Source organism: Marinobacterium halophilum, assembly GCF_003014615.1.
Taxonomy (GTDB): Bacteria; Pseudomonadota; Gammaproteobacteria; order Pseudomonadales; family Balneatricaceae; genus Marinobacterium; species Marinobacterium halophilum.
The window spans coordinates 20,271-39,744 of sequence record NZ_PYGI01000015.1; the positions used below are offsets into that span (position 1 = coordinate 20,271).

General features: G+C 55.5%; 18 protein-coding genes. 3 read left to right on the plus strand and 15 right to left on the minus strand.

Annotated elements, in window-relative coordinates:
• Nucleotides 1–33: 33 nt before the first annotated feature.
• The 6 genes from CLV44_RS11030 to CLV44_RS11055 form a co-directional block, all read right to left on the minus strand.
• Complete coding sequence (locus CLV44_RS11030; RefSeq protein WP_106592175.1) at nt 34–2,256, minus strand: heavy metal translocating P-type ATPase; 2,223 nt, start codon at nt 2,254–2,256, stop codon at nt 34–36.
• 190 nt (nt 2,257–2,446) lie between these two features.
• A complete protein-coding gene (phbB, locus tag CLV44_RS11035) occupies nt 2,447–3,196 on the minus strand; it encodes an acetoacetyl-CoA reductase (protein ID WP_106592176.1) in 750 nt (249 codons plus the stop codon).
• A gap of 197 nt (nt 3,197–3,393) precedes the next feature.
• On the minus strand, nt 3,394–4,758 hold the full coding sequence (locus tag CLV44_RS11040) for an MATE family efflux transporter (RefSeq protein WP_245912676.1): 1,365 nt from the start codon (nt 4,756–4,758) through the stop codon (nt 3,394–3,396).
• A 78-nt stretch (nt 4,759–4,836) separates the two neighbouring features.
• Entirely contained in the window at nt 4,837–6,192 is a 1,356-nt protein-coding gene (locus tag CLV44_RS11045; protein WP_106592177.1) for a sensor histidine kinase, read from the minus strand.
• Nucleotides 6,189–6,863 carry a response regulator transcription factor gene (locus CLV44_RS11050; RefSeq protein ID WP_106592178.1) on the minus strand — a complete coding sequence of 225 codons (675 nt, stop codon included), beginning with the start codon at nt 6,861–6,863 and terminating at the stop codon, nt 6,189–6,191. Before CLV44_RS11050 ends, CLV44_RS11045 begins: the two co-directional genes overlap by 4 nt.
• 1 nt (nt 6,864) lies before the next feature.
• Complete coding sequence (locus CLV44_RS11055; protein ID WP_245912677.1) at nt 6,865–7,182, minus strand: PepSY domain-containing protein; 318 nt, start codon at nt 7,180–7,182, stop codon at nt 6,865–6,867.
• 212 nt (nt 7,183–7,394) lie between these two features.
• Here CLV44_RS11055 and CLV44_RS11060 point away from each other — a divergent pair, with 212 nt between their 5' ends.
• Both CLV44_RS11060 and CLV44_RS11065 read left to right on the plus strand, forming a co-directional pair.
• Nucleotides 7,395–8,645 (plus strand): YeeE/YedE family protein, encoded by a 1,251-nt coding sequence (locus tag CLV44_RS11060; protein WP_106592179.1) that lies wholly within the window; start codon nt 7,395–7,397, stop codon nt 8,643–8,645.
• Nucleotides 8,646–8,716: 71 nt separating this feature from the next.
• Complete coding sequence (locus tag CLV44_RS11065) at nt 8,717–9,775, plus strand: alkene reductase (RefSeq protein ID WP_106592180.1); 1,059 nt, start codon at nt 8,717–8,719, stop codon at nt 9,773–9,775.
• 49 nt (nt 9,776–9,824) lie between these two features.
• On the opposite strand, the gene CLV44_RS11070 is transcribed toward CLV44_RS11065, so the two are convergent.
• The 8 genes from CLV44_RS11070 to CLV44_RS11105 all read right to left on the minus strand — a co-directional run bounded on the left by CLV44_RS11070 (nt 9,825) and on the right by CLV44_RS11105 (nt 15,939).
• Nucleotides 9,825–10,748, minus strand: coding sequence for a catechol 2,3-dioxygenase (locus tag CLV44_RS11070; RefSeq protein ID WP_106592181.1), 924 nt, complete (start codon nt 10,746–10,748; stop codon nt 9,825–9,827).
• 20 nt (nt 10,749–10,768) lie between these two features.
• Nucleotides 10,769–11,134, minus strand: coding sequence for a 2Fe-2S iron-sulfur cluster-binding protein (locus CLV44_RS11075; protein WP_106592182.1), 366 nt, complete (start codon nt 11,132–11,134; stop codon nt 10,769–10,771).
• Between the two features lie 143 nt (nt 11,135–11,277).
• On the minus strand, nt 11,278–12,339 hold the full coding sequence (locus CLV44_RS11080) for an NADH:ubiquinone reductase (Na(+)-transporting) subunit F (RefSeq protein WP_106592183.1): 1,062 nt from the start codon (nt 12,337–12,339) through the stop codon (nt 11,278–11,280).
• Nucleotides 12,340–12,350: 11 nt separating this feature from the next.
• Nucleotides 12,351–12,713 carry a phenol hydroxylase subunit P4 gene (locus CLV44_RS11085; protein WP_106592184.1) on the minus strand — a complete coding sequence of 121 codons (363 nt, stop codon included), beginning with the start codon at nt 12,711–12,713 and terminating at the stop codon, nt 12,351–12,353.
• A 79-nt stretch (nt 12,714–12,792) separates the two neighbouring features.
• Nucleotides 12,793–14,295, minus strand: coding sequence for an aromatic/alkene/methane monooxygenase hydroxylase/oxygenase subunit alpha (locus CLV44_RS11090; protein WP_106592185.1), 1,503 nt, complete (start codon nt 14,293–14,295; stop codon nt 12,793–12,795).
• Between the two features lie 16 nt (nt 14,296–14,311).
• Nucleotides 14,312–14,581: an MmoB/DmpM family protein gene (locus CLV44_RS11095; RefSeq protein ID WP_106592186.1), complete on the minus strand. Its 270-nt coding sequence runs from the start codon at nt 14,579–14,581 to the stop codon at nt 14,312–14,314.
• A 32-nt stretch (nt 14,582–14,613) separates the two neighbouring features.
• A complete protein-coding gene (locus tag CLV44_RS11100) occupies nt 14,614–15,597 on the minus strand; it encodes an aromatic/alkene monooxygenase hydroxylase subunit beta (protein WP_106592187.1) in 984 nt (327 codons plus the stop codon).
• Nucleotides 15,598–15,624: 27 nt separating this feature from the next.
• A complete protein-coding gene (locus CLV44_RS11105; RefSeq protein ID WP_106592188.1) occupies nt 15,625–15,939 on the minus strand; it encodes a phenol hydroxylase subunit in 315 nt (104 codons plus the stop codon).
• 393 nt (nt 15,940–16,332) lie between these two features.
• Between CLV44_RS11105 and CLV44_RS11110 the strand changes: the two genes are divergently transcribed.
• Nucleotides 16,333–18,048, plus strand: coding sequence for a sigma-54-dependent Fis family transcriptional regulator (locus CLV44_RS11110; RefSeq protein WP_106592189.1), 1,716 nt, complete (start codon nt 16,333–16,335; stop codon nt 18,046–18,048).
• A gap of 80 nt (nt 18,049–18,128) precedes the next feature.
• Here the strand turns inward: CLV44_RS11110 and CLV44_RS11115 are convergent, their stop codons facing one another.
• On the minus strand, nt 18,129–19,445 hold the full coding sequence (locus CLV44_RS11115; protein ID WP_106592190.1) for a DUF1329 domain-containing protein: 1,317 nt from the start codon (nt 19,443–19,445) through the stop codon (nt 18,129–18,131).
• Nucleotides 19,446–19,474: the final 29 nt, after the last annotated feature.

The window sequence follows — 19,474 nt, forward strand, 5'->3', positions numbered from 1 at the left end:
GTGTTTTAACAACTAAATGTTGTTGACCTTCATTTAATTGATTTTCGCATGTTGAAGCCGGCGCGCATTTGCCACCACCGTGACTGACGAAAGTGCCATCGCTGCTCCCGCTATCGCCGGATTCAGCAGCAAACCGGTCCAGGGATAGAGCACACCCGCTGCGACCGGAATCGCCAAGCTGTTGTACAGAAAGGCACCGAACAGGTTCTGCTTAATGTTGCGCACAGTTGCACGGGAAATACCAATGGCCGCTGCCACCGAGTGCAGGCTCGAGCGCATCAGCGTGACATCGGCCGAGCTGATGGCAACATCGGTTCCCGAGCCCATGGCATAGCCGATATCGGCTTGTGCCAATGCGGGCGCATCATTGATGCCATCCCCGACCATGGCGACGATTTTACCCTCGGCCTGCAAATCACGAATCACCGCCTGCTTCTGCTCAGGCTTTACTTCGGCTATCACACGCTCAATACCGACCTGCTTCGCGATGGCATTCGCCGTCCGGGCGTTGTCACCCGACAGCATCACAACCTCAAGCCCTTGCCGATGCAGTTGTTCGACGGCGGCGGCACTGTCTTCACGCAAACGGTCGGCAATGGCCAGTAACAGCACCAAACGCCGATCAACAGCCATCCAGATGAGTGAGTGCCCGGCACTGCTGAAGGTGCCGGCATGGGCTTCAAACCCAGTGGTATCAACGCCCTGGTGACGCATCCAGTCATGATTACCCATCAACACTTCGCGTCCAGCCACTTGCGCACTGACACCGTTGCCCGCAGTGGCGTTGAAACCATCGCTTGCCAGTAATGTGACGTTCTGCTCATGGGCATAATCAACAACCGCTTGCGCCAGCGGGTGCTCGGAGTGCTGTTCGACGCTCGCCGCCAGCTGCAGCCATTCAGCGGTTTCGCCATCAGTATACAGATCTACCACCGCAGGTTTGCCTTCGGTCAAAGTGCCGGTCTTGTCGACCACCACGGTAGTGATCGACCGCGCCTGCTGCAGGGCATCACCGTTGCGGATCAGGATCCCGTGCTCGGCCGCACGCCCCACTCCGACCATCACCGACATCGGTGTCGCCAACCCCAGGGCACAGGGGCACGCCACAATCAGCACCGTCAGTGCCGCAACAATGGCATAGGGCCAGGCCGGTGCCGGAGCCAACCACAACCACAGCGTGGCCGTCAGTACCGAAATCAAGATGACAACCGGTACGAATACAGCGGCAATACGGTCTGCAAGACGCCCCAGAGCCGGCTTGGCGTTTTGAGCTTCGCGAACAGTCGCGACGATCTGCGCCAAGACCGTTTTCTGCCCCACGGCTGATACTTCAACCAACAAACTGCCCGAGCCATTGACCGTCCCGCCCGTGACCCTATCACCCTCAACACGTTTTACTGGCAACGGCTCACCGGTCAGCATGGATTCATCCAGGTGGCTGCTGCCTTCTTTCACCACGCCATCTACCGGCACCTGCTCGCCGGGACGAATACGCACGAGATCACCCGGTTGCAGCATCGCGACCGGCACTCGTGTGCTTTCGCCATCGCGTATCCGCAAGGCTTCGCGCGGTTGCAGGTTGAGCAGCTTGCGCAAGGCGTCATTGGTGCTGCCGCGTGCGCGACTTTCCAGTGCCTGCCCCAACAGGATAAAGCCCAGAATCATCACCGCCGCTTCATAATAAAGATGCATGGCCGCATCAGGCATTACACCCGGCATTAACGCCGTAGCGATCAGCAAGCCAGTCGAATATATCCAGGCCGTGCCTGTACCCAGCGCAATCAACGTATCCATATTCAGGTCGCCATGGAACAGCCCTTGCCAGGCCGCCTTGTAGATATGTCCGGCGCTGTAGGCCATGATTGCCAGGGTCACGATACCCATGGCCACACCCTGCAGCATGCCGTTGCGAGTATGCAGGTCGGGCATCCAGCCGGACAACATTGCCAACATCAGTCCCGCCCCCACAAACAGCGCTACCAGACTCTTGCCCAATGTCTTGCGATAGGCCTGGCGCTCCTGTTCAGCTCGCGCATCGTAATCATCCTGGTCCCGCATCAACTCGGCACCATAGCCTGCAGCCTCAACGGCTCGGACAACGATATCCGGATCGGCTTCAGTCTGAACCGACGCAGTGCGGTCGGCAAAGTTGATCGCAAAATCATCAATGCCTTCAGCCTGGCGCAGCGACTTTTCAATACTGCGCACACATCCGGCACAGCGCACGTTTTGCAGTGAAAATTGGTAGACAGCCATATAGCACCCCAACCTGTAGATATGGTGAGTGGTTTTCAATACCGGAATGATAAACCCTGAAGTGAGGTATAGGGTCAAGTGCCTGGCGGGATGTACTGGATATTCGAAGGGAGGAAGAGCAGTGAAAGGGTCGTGGAGCGCACTACGGGCACGATGACATACCGACGAGTGCGCTCCTGCAAAAGGTGGATCAGAACATATGCAAGCCACCGTTGATGGAGAAGTCGGCACCCGTGATGTAGGCGGATTCGCCTTCAGCCAGGAAGGTCACGATACGGCCAATCTCGTCGGGTTCGCCCAGGCGACCGACCGGAATGGTCTTGGCAATTTTTTCCAGAACCGAATCATCGATCTTGGCAACCATCGGTGTCATTACATAGCCCGGTGATACCGTATTCACGGTAACGCCCTTGGAAGCCACTTCCTGTGCCAACGCCTTGGTAAAACCATGGATACCGGCCTTGGCAGCCGAATAGTTGGTCTGACCAAACTGGCCTTTCTGAGCATTCACCGAGGAAATGTTGATGACACGACCAAAACCGTTATCGATCATCGGGTTGATCACCAGACGCGTCATGTGGAACATGGAATCCAGGTTGGCCGATAGCACTTCATTCCACTGTTCCCAGCTCATTTTCTTGAACTGGCCATCACGGGTAATACCCGCGTTATTGACCAACACATCAACATCACCACCGGTCAACTCCTTGACCGTTGCAATGCAGGCTGCGCAAGACTCTGCGCTGGTCACGTCACCATAGGCAACATCGATTTCGTAACCGGCCTTGCGCTGCTTTTCCTGCCAGGCCTTGGCCTTGTCGTGGTTGCCGCCGCTGTTGTATCCCGCTACGACACGAAAGCCGGCGTCAAACAGCTTGCGACAGATTGCTTCACCCAGACCGCCTGTACCGCCGGTTACCAATGCAACTCGTTTACTCATATTTTGCTTCCCTTTCCCTATAAACCGGACGCATCCCTCTTTTGCGACTCCTTAAAAAGCCACATGTTTACAGAGCGATGTCGTCAGCGAGTGTACGACTGATTATTATGGTTGTTCGCTGTGTAACAGCATTGATCATAGTCTATTTAAACCATGTCAGTTGTATGACTTTGGTGCATTAGGGAAAGCCCTGACTGTCAGGATACAGGCACCAGACTCGACTCGGTTTCTAGGGTTTTGAGATAACGTCGCATCCACAGACTGGCGACGATTGCGGTCATCGCATTGGCCACCACCAGTGCGGCAAACATGCCGGTCAGGCCGAAGAAGTGATTGCCAAGCCAGCCCAGAGGGACATACATCAGGAACAGCCGGAACAGGCTGATGCGCATCGCCCGCATCGGCTGATGCAGCGCATTGAAGGAAGATGCACTGAGGAAGGTGATCGCCTGAAAGCCAAAACCGGCCGGCACGATCAGGATCCACATCTGCAGCCAGCGCGCCACGTCCGGATCATTGCTGAACAGCCCGGCAATGGCACCAGACGCCATCACCAGCACTGCAAAGATCAACAGCTGCCAAACCAGCGCAAAGCGGATGGCCACGCGGTAGGCCGCGCGCACACGCTCCACCTTGAGCGCACCGAAATTCTGACTGATAAAGGGTGGCAGGGTCATCGACAGTGCCAAACACACCAGCAACGACAGCGACTCAATACGCGAGCCCGCCCCGAATGCCGCAACGGCTTCAGCACCATGTACCGCCACCAGCGACGTCAGGATGCCATTGGCCAGTGGCGTCATCATATTGGATAACGACGCCGGTAAGCTGATCGACAACAATTTGCGCCAGTTCGCCAGCATTGGTTTGAATGCAGGCAGCGTCAGCAACAGCATCCGCTTGCGGTAATACAACAGATGCAGCGCCAGCAGAAACGTGACCGCCCATGCGATAACGCTGGCAATGGCCGCTCCCCGAATACCCATCGCCGGGATCGGGCCCCAACCGAAAATCAGCAGCGGATCAAGGATGATATTAAGCAGCGAAGATAGCAGCATAATCGAGGCCGAGAGTCGTGTATCACCTGAAGCCCTGAAGGTGCTGTTGCAGACCATGTTCAATACCAGAAACATGGAGCCTGCAAACCAGACTTCCATATAGGCATCGATCAGCGGCATCAACTCGGGAGCAGCGCCCATCCAGCGAAATACCGGATCGGCGAAATGCTGCCCCAGCAACCCTACAACCACCATCAGCAGCGCCGTCAGCAACAGGTTGTCGGTCGCCAATCGCGCGGCGGAGTCACTGCTGCCACTGCCGATCAAGCGAGCCAGGGTCGCCGATGTGCCAACGCCCAGGCCAATGGCCAGGCTAACAACAGAAAACGAGACCGGGAAGGTAAAGGCCAGCGCCGCCATCGGTTCGGTGCCCAATTGGGCGACAAACCAGATATCGGCAAGGTTAAACAGCATCAGACTGACGATGCCGAGCATCATCGGTACCGTCATGCGCACCAATGTCGGGCGAATGGGCGCGTTGAGCAGATCGGGCCGCCGAGACATGCTGTTCCTGTGGTTGGTTGCGAAGGCGCAAAGTGTAACAGAAAAGTACAAGGCTTCGCCTGTCCACCCCTTGCAACCTTACTCGGCAGACCTGTGCGCGGGCAGCTCTACCTCGACCCGCAAGCCTCCGATCTCGGCACCTTCGAAACTGAGTTCTCCGGTATAGCTTTCAACAATCGCCGTACAGATCGACAAACCCAGCCCGCTGCCCTCGCCCGCCTGCTCATCCAGCCGCAAGCCTCGCTGCGCCAGCTGTGCCAGTTGCTGTTCAGGTACGCCGTTGCCATCATCTTCGACTCGGATATGCCAGTGCGGTTGCGTGAGAGTCGGTGCATCGATCTGCAGGCGCACACGTTGGTGTGCATGACGCCAGGCATTGTCGAGCAAGTTGCCCAACAGCTCCAACATGTCGTCACGATCGAACGGCATCGCCACATCGGGCCAGTCACCGTCGAAATCAATTTCGTCACTGCCAATGCGGCTCAGCAGCGTAACCAGATGCGGAATTTCCTCGCAGGGGCGGAACTGGCGTCCCGGACTCGGGCTACCGGCAATACGTGCCCGTCGCAGCTCACGCTCAACCCGGTGGTGCAGTTGCTGGTACAGCTGACGCACCTGCTCTGCCTCCGTCTCCGGTACCTGGTCAGCCAGCCACTGCAGCTGTTGCAGTGGCCGTTTGAGTTCATGGGCCAGATTGCCCAGCGCGGTACGGGAGCGCCGGATTTGCTCGTCTGAGCGCTGCAGCAGCTGCTCAATGGCACTGACCAGCGGCTTGACCTCGGACGGCACATCGGTCGGCAGTTCCGCTACACCACCGGCCTGACGCGTTTCCAGTGCCTGCTGCAACGGTTGTAGACGGGCGAAACCGCGCCGCAGTATACGGCGTTGCAGCAACAGCAGTGCCGGCACCGTCAACGCCACCAATAACAGCAGGTAGCGCTCGAACCCCAGCTGCTCGCGCTGCAGAGGGGCAATGTCTTCGGCGATCCAGAGCGAAAAATTCTGTCCCTGCTTACTGAAACCCTGTTGCCACATCAACCACCGCTGACCACTGATCCCCGGCTCAAGCCCCCGCAAACTGTCCCCGACGCTCAGGCGGACCGTATTCGGCTGCTGATCCCACAGTGAACGGGAACGCAGCATCACCCCGTCACTCTGCAACTGATAATAATGGCCGGAATGGACGCGCTGATACACATCAGGCAGACGGTCAGCCGCCAGAGTCCAGCCATCGGGCGTGAGTTCCAGTGCCGCAATCAGGCTGTCGGCGTCGTGTTGCAAACGTGACAGCACGAAATCCTGGGTCAATCGGCCCACCCCCACATGCACCAACGCAAGCAGTGCGGCCATCACCAACAGCAGTACCCAGAACAACTGCTGGCGAATACGCTGTTCCAGTGATCGTGAATGCCTCTTGCGCTCCGTTGCTTTCATGCGGCCGTTTGCCTGGACGGCAACACATATCCCTGCCCCCGCCGGGTTTCAATCAACGATTTACCAAAGCGGTGGCGCAGACGATTGATATACACCTCTATGACATTGCTGTCGCGCAGCTGGTCTTCTTCATAGACATGTTCGCTGAGCTGGCTTTTGGACAGTACCTTGTCGGCATTGAGCATCAGGTAACGCAGCAGACGAAACTCCTTGCCGGTCAGCTGATGCGTAGTGCCCGCCGCGTCCGTAGCCTGCTGGCGGTCGGGATCCAAGATGACGCCTCCTGCGCGCAGACAACTATCCGTCTGACCATGACGCCGACGGATCAAAGCCTCCAGGCGCGCCAGCAGCTCTTCTATATGAAACGGCTTGCCCAGATAATCATCCGCACCCGCCTTGAGACCATCAACGCGCTCATGCCAGGTATCACGCGCCGTCAGAATCAACACCGGGTGATCACGGCCCGCCGCACGCCAACTCTTCAGCACCTCCAGTCCAGACTTTTGCGGCAACCCCAAGTCGAGGATCACGGCATCAAACGTCTCTTCAAGCCCCCAGAACTCCGCATCAATGCCGTTATGTGCCTCTTCGACCGCATAACCGGCGCGTTGCAAGTCAGGCTTGAGCCGCTCGATCTGGGCCAGATCATCTTCCACCAGTAGCAGACGCATATCAGTCCTCGATTTTCTCTTTCAGGATCGTGCCTTCGGCTGCATCCAGATAAAATTCACGGACCACGCCATCGGTACCGATCACTTCAATTTCATACACCAACCGGTCGTCTTCGTATTCCAGCTCGATATCCAGCAAATGCCCGGCCAGCCGCTCTGTATGCTGCTCCAACAGGGTACTTAATGGCTGTATGCGTCCTTCACGCACCAGTGCCAACGCTTCATCGGCGTCCAAGTCACGCCCGGCCAGCGCCGAGCCGGACACGCTAATACCCGCCAACAGGCACAGTGAAACACACATTTTTTGCACGCTGTTCATTGTTAACCTCACGTCCATCCGGTTGGACACGATTTTACCGCCACTGTCTGAAAGGAGACTTAAAAAATATTCGAATTATGTTATTTGCTTATTACATATTAGTCTTTATTAAACATTGATCTATAGCGAAAAAGAATTAGGATTACCATCCTTCGTTAGACCCATAACTACCACGATTCAATATCTCGACGTATATCCAACCGGAACACGCCATGAACAAGACTGAAAACCTCAGCGGGTTTATTCTGCTGATCCTGATTCTGAGCGCTGGCGGACTGGCCTTGCAGCCTGACATCTTTTTCCGCCTGCTGATCGGCCTCGGCCTCGGCTATGCCTTGACCCGCGCCGCTCTGGGCTTTGCCGGCAGCGTCAACCGCGCCTACCGTGCCGGTTCCACCAAACTGATGCGCGGCCTGATGCTGATGTTCACTGCGACAGCCGTCGCCTCTACCGCATTCCTGTACAACCAGAACCCGAAAGACCTGGACCTCTGGGTCAACCCGATCAACGCGGGCCTGATCATCGGCGGCCTGCTGTTCGGCTTTGGCATGTCATTCGCCAGCTGCTGCGCTTCCGGTGTGCTCACCTACTTCTCCAGTAACCTGACGCGTCCGGCATTGATCCTGACCTGTTTTGGTGCCGGTGTTTTCCTCGGTTTCCCGCTACAGGCGACCCAGCCCTGGATTACCGACACCCTGGTATCGACTCAGACCTATGCCAACCAGGGTGTCTACCTGCCGGACCTGTTCCCGAACGACCCGATGAAGGGCTACTTCGGCGCGATCCTGCTGACCGTATTCTTTGCGGCTTTTGTCAGCTGGCTGGCGCATCGCTATGAACAGCGCCGCCGTCGCAATGACACCTATATAGGGGTTGCCGCCGAACACGCCCAGGCCGAGCAGAAGCCGCACAACCTGGGTGAATATCCCTTCTTCAGTCGCCAGACCTACGAAGCGCTATTCGTCTCGCGCTGGTCAATGACCACAGGGATCGCCGTGATCGTGGTATTGTTCACCCTGCTGATGGGCATCACAGGCGCGGGCTGGGGCGCATCTACCCCGTTCGGCCTCTGGTTCGGTCGTCTGCTGATCGCCTTCGGTACAGACCCGGCCGCTATTGCCGAGTTTACCCACCGACCGGTCCAGGCTTTTACCATGCCGTTCTTCAGCCATCCGGTAAACGTGCAGAACATCGGCATCATGCTCGGCTCTGTCGTTTCCCTGCTGCTGGCCGGCCGCTTCTTCAGTGGCATGTCGAAGATGCGCCTGAGCCTGAAAGAAGCGGTATTGCTGATCATTGCCGGCCTGGCCATGGGCCTGGGCACTCGCTTCGCCAACGGCTGCAATGTAGGTGCCCTGTTCACTCCGATCGCCAACTTTTCGCTGTCCGGCTGGATCTTCCTGATCGTCATGGTTGCCGGCGGCGTCATCGGCAACGTAACCGGAAAACGTCTGCAGTCATAATCCACGCTTGAAAAACCGACGGGCCGCCCACATGATGTGTAATACCTGTTACACATCATGTGGAGTGTCCGATGCCAACCCTTTTTGATCCCCTGCAGGCAGGTGCCCTGCGACTGCGCAACCGTATCGTTATGGCCCCACTGACCCGCTGCCGCGCGGATGCCGAGCGCGTGCCCGGCGAGCTGATGGTGGAGTATTATCGCCAGCGCGCCAATGCCGGTCTGATCATCTCTGAAGCCACCGCTGTCACGCCAATGGGCGTCGGTTACCCTGACACTCCAGGGATCTGGTCTGATGAACAGATCGAAGGCTGGAAGAAAGTCACCGACGCGGTCCATGCCGAAGGCGGACTGATCGTACTGCAGCTGTGGCATGTAGGCCGCATCTCTCACCCCTGCTACCTGGATGGAGCATTACCAGTGGCCCCCAGCCCCATTCAGCCCGATGGACATGTCAGCCTGATCCGACCGAAAACACCCTATGTCACGCCGCGCGCACTGGAGGTCGACGAGATTCCCGGCATTATCAAGGCATATCGCAAAGGTGCCGAAAATGCCAAAGCGGCCGGCTTTGACGGCGTAGAAATCCACGGTGCCAACGGCTATCTGCTTGAGCAGTTCCTGCTCGACGGCAGCAACCAGCGCACCGATGCCTACGGCGGCTCGCTGGAAAACCGCGCCCGCCTGATGTTGGAAGTGACCGATGCCGTGATTTCCGTCTGGGGCGCTGACCGTGTCGGCATGCACCTGTCACCACGCGCCGATGCCCATGATGTCAGCGTCAGCGACCGGGAAGGTACCTACGGTTACATTGCAGAAGAACTGGGGAAACGTAAGTTGGCCTTTATCTGTACCCGCGAGCATGTTGCCGACGACAGCATCAGCCCGATGCTGAAAGAACGTTTCGGCGGGGTCTACATCGCCAACGAAAACTTCACTGGTGAAAGCGCTGCCGAACATGTGAGCAACGGTCAGGCGGATGCCGTCGCCTTTGGTAAACCCTACATTGCCAATCCGGACTTGGCTGCGCGCATCGCCAAGGAAACCGGCTGGAATGAGCAGGATCCGTCGACATTCTATGCCGCAGGCCCTGGAGGCTATATCGATTATCCGGCGCTGAGCCACGCATAAAAAAACGCCCCTTTTATTGAGGGGCGTTTTTTTGTGCAGTGTGGTCAGATCACGTCAGCACGGTCAGGAAACGCTCATTGAGCTGGCGGTCATGGTAGAAGATCGCCTTGCCCAGTTTATCGGCATCCCAGGTAACCGGTTCGTGATCCGGATAATGATAATCGCCGCCGCAGAACACTTCGGTTCGATTACCCGATGGATCAAAGAAGTAGATGGTTTTCCCATGTGTCAGGCCATGACGGGTCGGGCCGATGTCGATCGATGTATCAGTCATGGAAATCAGGTCCGCCGCACGCAGCACGTCTTCCCAGGTTTCCAGGAAGAATGACGCATGGTGGAACTTGCCCGGTTCCGGATGATCGATAAACGCAACATCGTGTGCCTTCATACTCGCAGTCAGGAACTGGGCGACCCGCGTGCCATCCGGGGTAACCACCTGTTCAGCCAAGTCAAAGCCCAGCACGTCTCGGAACAGCTCCAGTGTGCGATCCAGGTCAGTCCCGTACAACAAGCAATGATCAAAACGAGTGGCCTTAATGCCCTGTAGGCCACGCGGCCACGCTTCGGGGTTACGGTTATCCACCCCCCACTTTCCGGTCTGTTGCTTGGTCGCAAACAGCTCGAAATCATGTCCACTGGGTGCCCTAAAGCGCAGGCGACGCCCGCAGTCCTTAAGCTCACCTGCCGCGATCACATCCACGGCGCAACCGAAGGCAACCAGATCCTCGTGTAATCGGTCCAACGTGCCTTCATCCAGGCACTTGAAGCCCATAAAATCCATACCCGCTTGATCCGCTTCACGCAGCACGACCGAGAATTTATCGACCTCGGTCCAGGCTTTCAGATAAACACGTCCTTCATCATCACGGTCCATCTCGATCAGCCCGAGCAGATCAACGTAGTGCTTCAGAGCTTCATCCATATCCAGCACACGAATTTGCACATGCCCCGGCCGCATTACACCTTTTTTCATGTTATTCACCTTTTATTGTTCTATTGGTCATGTTGAGCGGCCGCTTGGCAGCGACTGCCAACCTCGGGCGGATCAGGCTCTATCAACAAATCACTGCGGGCAAACACTCGACAAGCCAGCACTGTGCCTTCGGACTCCTGTTCCGATGAAATCCAGGCACGGCTCATGCGCTTGCTGAAATAATCACCCTGCAAAATACGGATACGGCATTGCCCACAGCCGCCCCCACGGCAGCCCACAGCAATAAGATGCTGACCAGCACGTTCCATGGACACCAACACACTGACATCCGGTCTGGCCTGAAAACCGACCTTTTGCTCATGCAGCGAAATACGGTGTGCGGTCTGCGTACCCTCTTCAATGCAAATTTGCTTATTATTATTCATGCTATCGACCTCACTTCCTGCCCGGGCCACGGACATCGGTTCTATACCGATCATCGGCTGTTGTGCCCCATGCATCCAGCCACAACGATGGAAAGATATGATCCCGAAAGCGGTTTTACCTTTATCCAGAACCTGGCCTCTGTTCAGATCCTCTTGAACAGTGCCGAACGCGAGAGCTCTTCCGCACCGTCGGCGGCCGTCAGGAAACGCTCCATGTGAATGTCACGCTCGAACAGACGCCCCTGCATCAAAGCAGTAATTGCAGCATCAATCATGGGCGGCGGCCCACACAAATACGCCTTATGACCATTGAAGCGATTATCAAAGTACTTGATCGCAGCCTCATGTACGAAGCCCTGGAAACCTTCCCAGTTATCCTCGTCCAGCGGCGCGTTGAGTGCCGGAATGTAATGGAAGTGGTCATGTTCACGATCGAGTGCTTCAAACAGTTCCCGGTTATATAGCTCGGCCACGTTACGGGCGCCCTGGAACAGATAAATCTGGCGCGCGTCGCCCTCCTCCAGCATGTCGAGGATCATCGACTGGGGACTGGACAGACCCGAACCACCTGCTATAAAAATCGCGCCCTGTTCATCAGATTTACGCACGAAGAACTGACCGTAGGGACCGGAAACATCCAGCGTATCGCCCACCCGCAGGGTTTCATGCAGCCAAGTGGTACCGGCGCCGTTGGGTACCAACCGCACATGCAACTCTAACCCGCGACTGTTAGACGGTTTGTTGGCGATGGAAAACGCACGAGTACCCTCAACACCCGGGATACGCAGATTGATGTACTGTCCCGCCTGAAACTCCATGTCATCATCAAGCTCAAGGGTAATGCCCTTGATCGTCGGTGACAGATTCACCACATCGGTCACGGTACCGACGAAGTCACGCACCGGATAACCGGCAAAGTCCGGGTCAACATCGATATCGGCTTCAATCACCATGTCGGATTCCGGTGTGGCGCAGCAAACCAGCACCTTACCTTCCTCACGTTCCATGTCCATCAACGCGAAGGGAGAGGCATTGCCCAGATCGGCATCACCCTCCAGCACCTGCACCTTGCAGGTCGCACAGGTCCCATGGCCACAGGCAAATGGCAACCAGACCCCTTGGCGTAAGGCCGCGTCAAGGATGGTCTGGCCTTCATCGACTTCGATCACATCTCCAGTCGGTTCTACAGTCACTTCGTAACTCATAACGGCTCTCCTCAAACGCCAGCGTTCTGATAGCCCTTGAGTTCAGGCGTTTGGAAACGTAGCAGCGACTTGTGGCCGATACCTTGATCCTTGAGTGCCACATCCAGCTGCGGTGCAAACGGTTTACTGTCCAACATCCAGGTCGCAGTAGACCAGTCGATTTTTTCCCACTCTGGGTGCAGCGAAAAGCCTTCTGGCATCACCTCTTCCAGCAGAGTGCGGAACGGAGTCTCCGGCGGTAGTGGGTAGGCAAAGGCGGCACAGAACATCAGGTGATGGTCCCAGCCTACATAGACCACTTGGTTACCGTTGAAATTCTCAATGCGGTCTTTGATATCGCCGACATAGTCCGGCGTAATGGCTTGTACTGGCATTATTATTATCCTCAGCTTGTTCTTGATTCTCAGGCCAGCCTGAGAAGCGGCTGCTAACGCAGCGCTTCTCACGGATTGATCAGGCGACGCCCTTCCACTTCTTCCAACGTTCTTCGTCCGGCGAACCTTTCATGTCCATGTTGTCTACACCGACATTCATCTGGTAGTAGTCGCGCAGCACATCTTCCACATCCGGACCACCACAATTGCCCTGGAAAATCTGGTGTACCGGCAGCCAGGATTGAACGTATTTCTCCGGCTCATCTTCAAAAATGTCGTGGCAGCCATCAGAGCAGAAATGATAACGATCGCCCTTATAGATTGAGTCGCGGTAGCTGATCTGGGTCGGATCATCCATTTCGGTAAACAGCATTGGAATCTGGCAGATGGTGCACAACTGCGGCAGCGCTTTGGTATAGAAACGCTCGCCTTTGGCTTCCATCTCTTTGGCCAGCTCCCAACGCGGACGGTAATATTTATCGAAGGTGTCTGGGTACTTCTCGCTTAACCAATCCAACTCTTCGTCACTCGGAATCCAGGTATGGAAACCAGCCGCATGACCGTGGGTATAGAACGTCCACCACGCCTGATGGGAAACGTGCTCTTTTTCCTTTTCAATAGTCTCAGCATACTTAGGCATGCGGATACCGTAACGGGCCAGATCCTTGAACAGTGCACCACCAGCCTCTTCGAAATAAACCTCCCAGGCCTCCTTCCAGCTCATCACCTTGTTAGGCAGCATGTAGTCCATCATCATCGATACGATGGTGAGCAGACGGGTACCACGCCAGAACCACTTGTCGATCCACTTCTGCACGATCGGCACGTTGTCCTCGTGCTGCTCCAACAGGAACTTGATTACTTCCAGACCCAGGGTCATGTGACGCGCTTCATCGGACTGCGCCGAGAAACCGAAAGTCACCGTGGCCATGTCGCCGTTATACGCAGCACCAGACATGAACGGCACGAACAGCAGGTTGGTCAGTACGTACTCAAAGCTGAAGCCGATCGCCACCATGAACTCGAACGGGCCGGCGGCACGGGCATCGTTGAAGAACGACTTGGGCACGGACAGGTACCAGACGCGGTCATGCATATGCGACCAGTCCTGCAGGCCGTCGAAGAACTTGTTGTAGTGGCTCATGGCATGAACCTGCGTCTGCACATGACGCAGCTCGTCGATCGCCTGCATCTGACAGGCGACACGGGCACCAACTCCGCCAAACTGACGACCGGTGTGGGCAAAGCCCTGGAACGCCTGGTATTCCAGCGGCGAGACGCCGGTCAGAAAGATCTTCAGGGCATTGACGTAACGCGGATCCGAGATGTTCAGCTGGCCGTTATTCTGGGCAAATGCATCAAAAATCGCGTAGAGCTTGCGCTCCTTCTCGGCCTGATATTTCCAGTAAGTATCCATGGTCAGGCGGAAGGGGTCTTCCCACTTGGACCAGTCGGTGATCTTGATCCCCTCGAACTCTTCAAACGGAAATGCTTTGCTGCGGTCTTCGTAGGAAAAGTCCCAGTCCAGATCTCGGGTCAATAGGCGGTATTTATCTTTGATGTTGAGTTTCTTGGCTGCCATCGGGTTCACCTTTTTATTATTCGTTCCAAGTCAGCGTCAGCTGATCGTCGTCTTCGTCCACGTTGCCACCGAGGGTGATCAGATTGACGTGCAATTCCTGCACATCCCAGTCACGGCCAATTTTTTCTTCAACGGTTTCGCGCTTGACCGCCAGAAAGCCTTCGGCCTCAATGCGGATCATGGCGGGCATATGGAGCACAGTTACATCGGGATTATCTGCCTCGATCGCTTCGACGATGTAGCGAGATTCATCGTTATCCTGGAGCGCGATATATACTTTGGACATGGGTCTGGTTCCTTCTTATTTTATGCGGGCGGTTATTTGATGCCGGCTTTGGCGACCCGCTTGTCCAGCTGCTCAAGAGCTGCGGCCAGAGCGTTTTCACCCAGCATCGCCTCGGCCAGCGGCGCCAGCGCTTCGGCTGCCTTACCACGCCATTTTTCGATCCACTGCGCCAGTAATGCCTTATTGGCATCGGACTCGGAAACGGCTGTTTTCAGGACCGCATCCATCCAGCGGATCGCATCCTTGTTCCACAGCTGCATAAACTCGATCAGCATGCCAATATCCTGGGCACCCTGTTCGCTCAACTGCTGATCAAACTGGTTGTACACCAGGTCGGTCGTCAGGGCGTCGATGACCAGGTTCTGCGCCAGCATCACTTCAAACCAGTCTTCAGTGACCAGTGTTTCCTCACACAAGGCGCGCAGCCCCTGCCAGATATCCGCCTCCAGCCACTGTTGTTTGGCTTCGACCAGTGCATCACCGGAGTTGCCGTCAAGGATCAAGCCAATACGCGACAGGTATTGCGCCATACCCAGTCGATCCATGCCGTTATACACAAGTGCCTGGGTAATGGCCGTGCCGTAACCATAGGCAGTGCCGTACATGTTGTTCAGGTTGGCGGTGTGCTCCAAATGGCGCAGCGGTACCAGGTAGCGGACCACCTGAGCACGGATTGCCTCGGGGATATGGCGTGCCAAGTCGCGCTTTTCAAAGAAACTGTAATTACTCTCGGCCACCTCCTGCATTTTGGCGCGCTGCTGCACGTAGGTGCCGTAGTAAAATTGGCGCGGGTCCTTGAACGCATACCAGTCGCTCATCACGATCGCGGTGCGGCGCGTATCGTTCAGCTCCAGCTCCGGCTGCCATAATGGACGGTAGTGAAAGTTGGTTTCCGACTGGAGGTCGTAAGTAGCCTCCTGATAGCGGGTAGCCGGCTTGTCGCCGAAACGGCGCTCCACATTGGCGAAGGTATTACGGACCGGTTCCAGCGTGGCGGTTTTGATCTCAATGGTCATGGAACTCTTCCCAGGCTGCAGTTGTTGTTATTCGGAAGCTCGGTTGTGGTTGTGCGACATCAGCGTTTCTTCACCGTAACGCCACTTTTCCATCTCGGCATCGACGTCACGGATCTGTGCTTCTGTCATGCGCACAACATTGTTGGTAATGCAAAAGGCTTCAAACGCCTCTTGAGGCATCACCAATTCGACAAACAGGGAGGGGTCGTCAATGGCAAAATCAAACTCGACAAAGCGAGCATCCGGTTCGCTGCGAACCCGAATGTATTTGGTCAAACGATCAAAGGGCTGCCGCTTGGGCTGACCATTATCATCGCAGGTGTGCAGTGTGAGTTTTGTCATTGTTATCCTCTGCTCATCAACGGATCGGTTCACTGAGTAGAAAAGCAACCGCCATGCCAACATGGATACATTCCGAATCAGCCAGCAACAAAAACACTCTAACTAATTGATAATATTTAACTTAAAAAACAGAAAACGGCTGAAATATGCTGTTTCAGCCTCTCCTTCTTGAAAATACCCACCCGTGATGGCCTAACCAAATGATGAAAAAATGGCAGGATTCATCGATCAAATGATCGACCTGTGGCTGCGCCGCCACACGATAAGACTAAGACTTTGGTCTTAATATTCTTGCTTTCTCTTCCCAATCCGGAACAAATACTCCAACAATAAAAATGAAGTTTTCATTCAGTCGAATGATATAAATCGCCAACAGCCGGTATAAAAAAAATTATGGCTAACACGCAATCACCCGAGTTTCCGGGCATCAATGATCTGTTGTCACAGATACGCTTCGAGAGCGACCAGGGAAAGGTCTGGCTCAACGAACAACGCATGCTGCTGATCCATTCAAGTGTGATGGGACTGCTGCGCAAGGAGTTGATCGAGACACTGGGGGTAGAGCGCGCAAAAGGTTTTCTGATGCGCTTCGGCTACCACTCCGGATGGAAGGACGCTGAGCTGGTCGCCAAGATCCGACCCGACATGTCGAAAGAAGATGCATTCTTTGTCGGGCCTCAGCTGCACTGCATCAAAGGGATGGTTAACGTCAAACCCGTTTCTCTGGATTTAGACATGGATAGCGGCCATTTCAATGCATCTTTTGACTGGTTCGACTCATATGAAGCCGATGTGCACCTGCACGATTTTGGTCCTGCAGACGAACCGATTTGCTGGACGCTGATCGGTTATGCCAGTGGTTACACCACCTATTTCATGGGTCGCACCACCATCTTCAAGGAGATTGAATGTGCCGGCATGGGTCATGATCATTGCCACATCATTGGCAAGCCGGCAGACGAATGGGAGGATCAGGCTGAGCTCGAACGCTACCTGCTACCCGACCCGATTGCGGATAAACTCTTTGCCCTGCAGAGTCAGGTCAGCGAGCTGAGGGATAACTTCCGCAGCGCGGACCAGAGTGAAGATCTGCTGTTCAATTCGGTTGGACAATCCAGCGCATTCAAGAATGTGTGCCAAATGATCCGGCGCGCCTCCACCAGCCGGGTCACCGTACTCCTTCAGGGGGAAACCGGGGTCGGCAAGGAAGTGGTCGCCAAGGGCCTGCACCAAAGCTCGGATAGAGCCGACAAACCCTTTGTCGCCGTCAACTGTGCCTGTATTCCACCGGACTTGATCGAAGCGGATCTGTTTGGAGTGGAGAAAGGGGCTTTCACCGGAGCTACCCAGTCACGAGAAGGGAAATTCGAGCGCGCCCATGGCGGCACCATCTTTCTTGACGAGGTGATCGAATTGTCACCACGCGCCCAAGCCAGCTTACTGCGCGTACTGCAGGAAAGTGAAATGGAACGGGTCGGTGATACCCGTACCCGCCGCGTTGATGTGCGCGTGGTCGCAGCGGCCAACGAAGACCTTGAGCAGGCGGTAAGCGACGGCAGGTTCCGTGCTGACCTCTTTTTCAGGCTGAATGTATACCCGGTTCACATTCCGCCGCTACGCGAACGTACCGAAGATATTCCTTTGCTGGTGGGTCATTTTCTGGAGAAATATCACACGCTCTATAACAAGCGGACGCTGGGCGTATCGGACATGGCGATGCAAGCGTTGATGCGGTACAAATGGCCCGGCAATATCCGTGAGCTGGAGAACATGACTGAACGCGGCATTATCCTCACAGACAATAATCACACCATCGATCTGGAAGCCTTTTTCCCATCGCTGTCAGAGCCAACCCACCCGCTCAACAGCATTAACCGGCAGGGTGTTTTGGCACAGCAGATCGCCCAAAACAGTCCCGATGCACCACTGTCCCGCCAGGATCTATGCGAGCAACTGCTTGACGACAGTTTCAGTCTGGAGCAGATGGAAGAACAGCTGATCCGCAGTGCCATGGCACGTGCCGATGGCAATGTCTCTCAAGCGGCCAGATTGCTCGGCATGACCCGTCCCCAGCTGGCCTATCGGCTGAAAAAGCTGGAACCCGCGTAAATCCTCCTTCAACAAGTAGATCTCGTAACAAAAAGCCCGGGCACGGCCCGGGCAACGCACTACTCTATGAAGGGAAGCGGTTAGCGGCCCGAGGCACGCATGTTCTGCACGCTGAACTTGTCTACAGGGCTTAGTTCAGGATCAACAATGCCCTTGAATTGGCCGGTAGTGCAGTGCTGAGCCTGAATGTCGATCATGGTGAAGGAATCATCGATCGCCACGCCCGTGCCCTTATTGACCGGCAGGTGATGATCGGGGTGCGCTTGACCGATAGTCCAGCTCTTCCACATTTCACCCTTGCGGTCATAGGTGATGTTACGCGGAATAATGAAGGTCTGGGCATCCATATAGTGCTCGCGCTTGCTGATCGGATGATTCGGATCAACCGGTTCTGATTCAACTACATACACCTTGCGCAGCTGCCAGGTGATCTCCGGGAAGCAGCCACCTTTACCACCGAACGCAATCACCTGATAACCGTCATCATCCTGGTGTGTTTCGGTATCCAGTGGCATGTCATTGTGGTTGTACATCGGCATCAGCACCTGCTTGGTGCCTTTATAAGTCCACTTCATGTCGCTGATACGACCGTTGTAACCCTCAAAATCCTCAATCATCACATCTGTGCCGAGGAAGGCATCAGTCGTTTGACCACTGGAGAGACGGCGCACGCGACGTTGAAAACCCAGATACAGATAGGCGTTGTCCACTTTGGTGTCATCTTCAAAGCGGTGAATCAGCAGCTGGGTATTCTTCACATCAAACGGTTCCAATACCTGCACATAGATGCCACGGAACAGCTCGGACGGGTTCGGTGTAATCGCGGGGTAAGGGTCTTGCGAAGTCCTATGGGTGAAGTTCAGGAAGTGGAAATTCATCTTGATGGTCCGTTCCTTGTTTCCAGACTCCATATCCCGCGTAGTCCAGTAGAACGGCATGATCGCTGCAGAATCGCCCCAGTTGTAACCATATTTATAATTCCACGCCAGTTTCTCCCCTGCCCGAGGATCATCCAGTGACGGCTCAGCGGGGAAAGGCCGACCGGCTGTAGTAGCGGAAATTTCACCATGCTCTTCACCCAACTCTACATCGGCCGAGTACTTGCGAGTCGCCTCAACATAGCTCGGGTGCAGGGCAAAGTCGGTGGTTTCGCCCACCTTTACCTCAGTATCACCGTTCTTGACGAACTGATACATCGCCGGGTCCAGCACGTCTTTGAACTGGTCAACGTTACTCTGGTTGATGACCATGCCCGCCTTCAAGCCCTGAAAGGACGGTGCGCCGTCAGCATAGGGAAAGAAAGATTCCTGGATGATCTCTTCAGATACATCGGCCGCATGAGCACTGGTTGCCAACGTCATGGCGATCGTGGCGGAAAGCAGTGTTTTCTTCAGCATATTATTTTCCTTATTGTCATAGCCGGTTG

Excerpts from the sequence above, each read along its gene's own strand:
- CLV44_RS11030 (WP_106592175.1), bottom strand. The coding sequence starts at position 2,256 with ATGGCTGTCTACCAATTTTCACTGCAAAACGTGCGCTGTGCCGGATGT.
- phbB (WP_106592176.1), bottom strand. The coding sequence starts at position 3,196 with ATGAGTAAACGAGTTGCATTGGTAACCGGCGGTACAGGCGGTCTGGGT.
- CLV44_RS11040 (WP_245912676.1), bottom strand. The coding sequence starts at position 4,758 with ATGTCTCGGCGGCCCGATCTGCTCAACGCGCCCATTCGCCCGACATTG.
- CLV44_RS11045 (WP_106592177.1), bottom strand. The coding sequence starts at position 6,192 with ATGAAAGCAACGGAGCGCAAGAGGCATTCACGATCACTGGAACAGCGT.
- CLV44_RS11050 (WP_106592178.1), bottom strand. The coding sequence starts at position 6,863 with ATGCGTCTGCTACTGGTGGAAGATGATCTGGCCCAGATCGAGCGGCTC.
- CLV44_RS11055 (WP_245912677.1), bottom strand. The coding sequence starts at position 7,182 with ATGAACAGCGTGCAAAAAATGTGTGTTTCACTGTGCCTGTTGGCGGGT.
- CLV44_RS11060 (WP_106592179.1), top strand. The coding sequence starts at position 7,395 with ATGAACAAGACTGAAAACCTCAGCGGGTTTATTCTGCTGATCCTGATT.
- CLV44_RS11065 (WP_106592180.1), top strand. The coding sequence starts at position 8,717 with ATGCCAACCCTTTTTGATCCCCTGCAGGCAGGTGCCCTGCGACTGCGC.
- CLV44_RS11070 (WP_106592181.1), bottom strand. The coding sequence starts at position 10,748 with ATGAAAAAAGGTGTAATGCGGCCGGGGCATGTGCAAATTCGTGTGCTG.
- CLV44_RS11075 (WP_106592182.1), bottom strand. The coding sequence starts at position 11,134 with ATGAATAATAATAAGCAAATTTGCATTGAAGAGGGTACGCAGACCGCA.
- CLV44_RS11080 (WP_106592183.1), bottom strand. The coding sequence starts at position 12,339 with ATGAGTTACGAAGTGACTGTAGAACCGACTGGAGATGTGATCGAAGTC.
- CLV44_RS11085 (WP_106592184.1), bottom strand. The coding sequence starts at position 12,713 with ATGCCAGTACAAGCCATTACGCCGGACTATGTCGGCGATATCAAAGAC.
- CLV44_RS11090 (WP_106592185.1), bottom strand. The coding sequence starts at position 14,295 with ATGGCAGCCAAGAAACTCAACATCAAAGATAAATACCGCCTATTGACC.
- CLV44_RS11095 (WP_106592186.1), bottom strand. The coding sequence starts at position 14,581 with ATGTCCAAAGTATATATCGCGCTCCAGGATAACGATGAATCTCGCTAC.
- CLV44_RS11100 (WP_106592187.1), bottom strand. The coding sequence starts at position 15,597 with ATGACCATTGAGATCAAAACCGCCACGCTGGAACCGGTCCGTAATACC.
- CLV44_RS11105 (WP_106592188.1), bottom strand. The coding sequence starts at position 15,939 with ATGACAAAACTCACACTGCACACCTGCGATGATAATGGTCAGCCCAAG.
- CLV44_RS11110 (WP_106592189.1), top strand. The coding sequence starts at position 16,333 with ATGGCTAACACGCAATCACCCGAGTTTCCGGGCATCAATGATCTGTTG.
- CLV44_RS11115 (WP_106592190.1), bottom strand. The coding sequence starts at position 19,445 with ATGCTGAAGAAAACACTGCTTTCCGCCACGATCGCCATGACGTTGGCA.